Source organism: Amycolatopsis sp. SID8362 (genome assembly GCF_010550475.1).
GTDB classification, from domain to species: Bacteria; Actinomycetota; Actinomycetes; order Mycobacteriales; family Pseudonocardiaceae; genus Amycolatopsis; species Amycolatopsis eburnea.
The window spans coordinates 1-5,033 of record NZ_JAAGNB010000150.1 but is presented as its reverse complement, the minus strand read 5'-3'; the positions used below and the strand labels follow the sequence as shown (position 1 = coordinate 5,033).

Annotated in this window: 3 protein-coding genes and 1 pseudogene; 3 read left to right on the top strand and 1 reads right to left on the bottom strand. The window is 71.8% G+C overall.

The genetic code is table 11. From position 1 onward, the window contains the following. From G3I65_RS05740 to G3I65_RS05730, 3 genes are all read left to right on the top strand, one after another. Positions 1-982, top strand: a 982-nt coding sequence (locus G3I65_RS05740) for an MFS transporter (RefSeq protein WP_160695174.1), incomplete at its 5' end; no start/stop codon positions are given. 96 nt (positions 983-1,078) lie between these two features. Further along, on the top strand, positions 1,079-3,673 hold the full coding sequence (clpB, locus tag G3I65_RS05735) for an ATP-dependent chaperone ClpB (RefSeq protein ID WP_160695173.1): 2,595 nt from the start codon (positions 1,079-1,081) through the stop codon (positions 3,671-3,673). A gap of 166 nt (positions 3,674-3,839) precedes the next feature. Beyond that, a complete protein-coding gene (locus G3I65_RS05730) occupies positions 3,840-4,598 on the top strand; it encodes a hypothetical protein (protein ID WP_160695172.1) in 759 nt (252 codons plus the stop codon). Here the strand turns inward: G3I65_RS05730 and G3I65_RS05725 are convergent. Continuing rightward, positions 4,595-5,033, bottom strand: a pseudogene (locus G3I65_RS05725) (hypothetical protein); the annotation flags it as partial. The gene G3I65_RS05730 and the pseudogene G3I65_RS05725 overlap by 4 nt on opposite strands.

The following is a 5,033-nucleotide window of genomic DNA, read 5'->3' as shown; positions in this document are numbered from 1 at the left end:
CACGGTGGTGATCGGCGCCCAGCTGCTCCAGGCGGCGGGCGCGGGCGCGTACCTCGTCGCCGGCGGCCCGGGCCCGGTGGTGGTCGCGGCGGTCCTGCTCGCTACCGGGCAGCAGTTGTTCTACAGCTCCCTGTTCGTGCTCATCGCCGACGTCGCGGGCGACGTCCCGAAGGATCGGCCGTTCGCCGAAGCAGGGATGGTGCGGGCCGGCTGCTTCGGCCTCGGTGGTCTCACGGCGGGCGCGCTGCTGACGTGGGCCGGCCCGGCCGGGTACCGCGTCGCGGTGGCGCTCGACGCGCTGACGTTCTGCGTGGCGGCCTTGATCCTGCTCTGCTTCGTCCGGCTGGCGCGCCCGGCCAGGGCGCACGCCGAGCGGCCGGTCCGGGTGCTCCGGAACCGGCCGTACCTCGCGCTGATCCTCTTCAGCGGGCTCTTCGGGCTCTCGCTCGACTTCTTCCTGATCGGCATGCCGGTGTTCGTGCTCGACCGGCTGCACGGCCCGGTCTGGCTGCCCGGCGCGATCCTCGCCCTGCTGACCGTGCTGACCAGCGTCGGCGGCACGCTCGCGCTGCGCCTCACCGCGCGGCTGACGCGGATCGCGGCGATGCGCGCGGGCTCGGCGTTGTTCGCCGCGTGGTGCCTGGTCAGCCTCGGGGTGCTGCTGGTGCCCGCCGGCTGGCAGGTGGTCTACCTGCTGGCGTCGACGCTGGTGTTCGCCGCCGGTGACCTGGTCTTCGGGCCGCGTTCGGGTGCGCTGGCCGAAGCCGCGGCACCTCCGGTGGCCCGCGGCCGTTATCTGGCTGCCTACCAGTACGCGTTCACCGTGGCGCAGGTGATCGCGCCGGTCGTCGTCGCGTTGTTTTCGGTGGCCGACTGGTTACCCTGGGTGCTGGTCGGGGCGTGCGCCGGGCTCGCCGTGGCCGGGCTCGGGACACTGGGCTCGCGGTTGCCGGCGAGCGCCGTGGCACCTGGTCAGAGTTGAGCGGAACAGACTCAAGTTTTCGTGCGTTGAGGATAGTGTCAGGTCGTGGTCAGGCCTGCCACCAGTACTTTTGAGTTATCGAGCATGAGGTGAGGGATGGACGCTTTCAACCCGACCACGAAGACCCAGCAGGCGATCTCGTCGGCGGCGCAGGCGGCCACGATGGCGGGCAACCCGCACGTGTCGGCCGCGCACCTGCTGGGCGCCCTGCTGGCGCAGGGTGAGGGGCTCACCGCACCGCTGCTGACCGCGGTCGGGGCCGACCCGGAGGTGGTGCACAAGGAGCTGGAGCCGCTCATCGCGGCACTGCCGTCGGCGACCGGCGCGACCGTGTCGAGCCCGCAGTTCGACACCAACGCCGTGAAGTCGCTGACGCGCGCCCAGAAGCTCGCCACCGAGCTGGGCGACGAGTACGTCTCGACCGAGCACCTGCTCGTCGGGCTCGCGACCGAGGGCGGCCAGGTCGCCGACCTGCTCAGGCGCCACGGCGCCACGCCGGACGCGCTGCAGGAGGCGTTCGTCAAGGTCCGCGGCTCCGCCCGGATCACCAGCGAAGACCCGGAGAGCACGTTCAAGGCGCTGGAGAAGTACGGCGTCGACCTGACCGCGCGCGCCCGCAACGGCGAGCTGGACCCGGTCATCGGCCGGGACACCGAGATCCGCCGCGTGGTGCAGGTGCTGTCGCGGCGCACCAAGAACAACCCGGTGCTGATCGGCGAGCCGGGCGTCGGCAAGACGGCCATCGTCGAAGGGCTGGCCCAGCGCATCGTCGCCGGCGACGTGCCGGAATCGCTGCGCGGCAAGCGCGTCGTCGCCCTCGACCTCGGGTCGATGGTGGCCGGCGCGAAGTTCCGCGGCGAGTTCGAAGAGCGGCTGAAGGCCGTGCTCAAGGAGATCACCGACTCCGCGGGCGAGGTCGTCACCTTCATCGACGAGCTGCACACCATCGTCGGCGCCGGTGCCACCGGCGAGGGCGCGATGGACGCGGGCAACATGATCAAGCCGATGCTCGCCCGCGGCGAGCTGCGGATGGTCGGCGCGACCACGCTCGACGAGTACCGCCAGCACATCGAGAAGGACGCCGCCCTGGAGCGGCGCTTCCAGCAGGTGCTCGTCGGCGAGCCGTCGCCGGAGGACACCATCGCGATCCTGCGCGGGCTGAAGGAGCGCTACGAGGTGCACCACGGTGTCCGGATCACGGACGCCGCGCTGGTCGCCGCCGCGACGCTGTCCGACCGCTACATCACCGCGCGCTTCCTGCCGGACAAGGCGATCGACCTGGTCGACGAAGCCGCGTCCAAGCTGCGCATGGAGATCGACTCGCGGCCGGTGGAGATCGACGAGGTCGAGCGTGCCGTGCGCCGCATGGAGATCGAGGAGATGGCGCTCTCGAAGGAGGAGGACTCCGCGTCCAAGGAGCGCCTCGCCGCGCTGCGCGCCGAACTGGCCGAGAAGCGCGAGACGCTGACGGCGCTGACCGCGCGCTGGCAGAACGAGAAGGGCTCCATCGAGCGCGTCCGCGAGCTCCAGGAGCAGCTCGAACAGCTGCGCGGCGAGTCCGAACGCGCCGAGCGCGACGGCGACCTCGGCAAGGCCGCCGAGCTGCGCTACGGCCGGATCCCGGCGCTGGAGAAGGAGTTCGAAGCGGCCACCGCGGCGAACGAGGCCAGCCAGCAGAACGTCATGCTCAAGGAAGAGGTCGGCGCGGACGACGTCGCGGACGTGGTCAGCGCGTGGACCGGTATCCCGGCGGGACGGCTGCTGGAGGGCGAAACCGGCAAGCTGCTCCGGATGGAGGACGAGCTGGGCAGGCGGGTCATCGGGCAGAAGGAGGCCGTGCAGGTCGTCTCGGACGCGGTGCGCCGCAGCCGGGCCGGCGTCGCCGACCCCGACCGCCCGACCGGGTCGTTCCTGTTCCTCGGCCCGACCGGCGTCGGCAAGACCGAGCTGGCGAAGGCGCTGGCGGAGTTCCTGTTCGACGACGAGCGCGCGATGCAGCGCATCGACATGAGCGAGTACGCCGAGAAGCACTCGGTGGCGCGCCTGGTCGGTGCCCCGCCGGGCTACGTCGGGTACGACCAGGGCGGCCAGCTGACCGAGGCCGTCCGGCGCCGGCCGTACTCGGTGGTGCTGCTGGACGAGGTCGAGAAGGCCCACCCGGACGTCTTCGACGTGCTGCTGCAGGTCCTCGACGACGGGCGGCTGACCGACGGGCAGGGCCGGACGGTGGACTTCCGGAACACCATCCTGATCCTGACGTCGAACCTCGGCTCGCAGGCCATCGCCGACCCGTCGCTCGACGAGCGGCAGCGCAACGACGCGGTGCTCTCGGTGGTGCAGCGGCAGTTCAAGCCGGAGTTCCTCAACCGGCTCGACGACATCGTCGTGTTCCACTCGCTCGGCACCGAGCAGCTGACGTCCATTGTGGACATCCAGGTGGCCCGGCTGGCCGCGCGGCTGGCCCAGCGGCGGCTGCACCTGGACGTCACCGACGGCGCCCGCGAGTGGCTCGCGCTCAACGGCTTCGACCCGATCTACGGCGCCCGCCCGCTCCGCCGGCTGGTCCAGTCCGCGATCGGCGACAAGCTGGCGAAGGAGCTGCTGTCCGGGGAGATCCGCGACGGCGACACGGTGCGCGTCGACAGCCCGGAGCTGGAAGCCGGTGACTCGCTGACGGTCACCCGCGTCTGACCGCTCGTGAGTGTTTGGTCGGGTTAGAACCCGACCAAACACTCACGACCGTGGCTGTCCACAGTAGAGATTTGTCGACTCGGGAGCGGGAATTGATCCGAACGGGCTCGGCGACACGGGTACCGGCCCTCAGCTCTTCGGCCTAGCAGGCGATACCCTGGCGGTCGTGGGTATTCCGGCGTGGATCTGGTTCGTCATCGCGGCCGTCGCCCTGGTGGCGGGCCTCGGGCTGCTCGCGGCCGACCGGGCGAAGGAGGGCTCGCGCAACCGCGAGCGCATGCGCTGGGCGCAGTTGCGCGGCTGGCAGTTCGTCGAGGAGGACGAACGGCTGCCGCAGCAGTGGTCCGGCGGGGCGATCGGCTACTTCGGCGCGGACGCCGCCGTCAACGTCGTCGCGGGCTCGACCTTCACCTCCGACGGCCGCCGCCCGGTGTTCATCTTCGACATCGAGTCCGAGGGGCAGATCCCCGCGGTCGTCGTCGCCGTGCGCTGCAACAAGAAGCACCGGATCCCGATCGAGATGTGGCTGTCCAGCGTGCCGTTCCAGCGCGCCGACATGCCCGAGATGCTCGGCCCGATCGGCTCGCGCTACGCCTTCGCGGACGACGCCGACGGCGCCCGCGTCGTGATCACCCAGGAGCTCGTCGACGCCGCGGACCAGCTCGGCGGCGACGTCGGCGTGGCCTGGCTGGAGAACGAGTGGGTGCTCGCCAGCGTCGTCCCGACCGCCGGGCCCTCGCGGCTCGAGCGGCTGCTGCGCGACCTCGGCGAGATCGCGGACATCGTCGACCCGTTCGACGAGGACTACGACGCCGGCCGCCACCAGGCGAGCGCGCCCATCCCGACCCCGGGCGCGAACCCGCCCACCCCGGCCGCCGGGACGCCGGTCCAGCAGCCGCCCGCGGACCCGTCGCAGCAGGACTAGGGGTTCAGCGGGCGGTCGAACAGGCTGCCCGAGAACGACGGGGTGAAGGTGCCGTGCACCGTGGCCGCCCCGCCCTGGACCCCGACGACGTGGTCGACGCCGAGGTCGCCGCTGATCGAGCCGGACGACAGGTCGTGTGACACCCTCACCAGGCCCTCGGCCGGGCCGAGCTGCCCGCCCAGTTCGTGCGTCTGGCCGAGGTCGAGGTCGCCGGCGAACTGCCCGCTCGCGTGCTGCTCCGACGACGTGCCGACCGCGCCGAACCGGCCGAGGTCGACGGCCTGCCCGGAGGAGCGGCGCACGGCGAGCCCGCCGCTGAGGTCGCCGGCGAACCGCCCGGAGTGGCTCAGGCCGCTGTCGACCTGCTCGGCGTGCTCGCTCAGGACGTCGACGCCGTTGCCCAGCCAGACGCCGTGGTGCGCGCTGTCGCTGGTA

Coding starts and splice junctions, on each gene's coding strand:
- clpB (WP_160695173.1), top strand. CDS start 1,079: ATGGACGCTTTCAACCCGACCACGAAGACCCAGCAGGCGATCTCGTCG.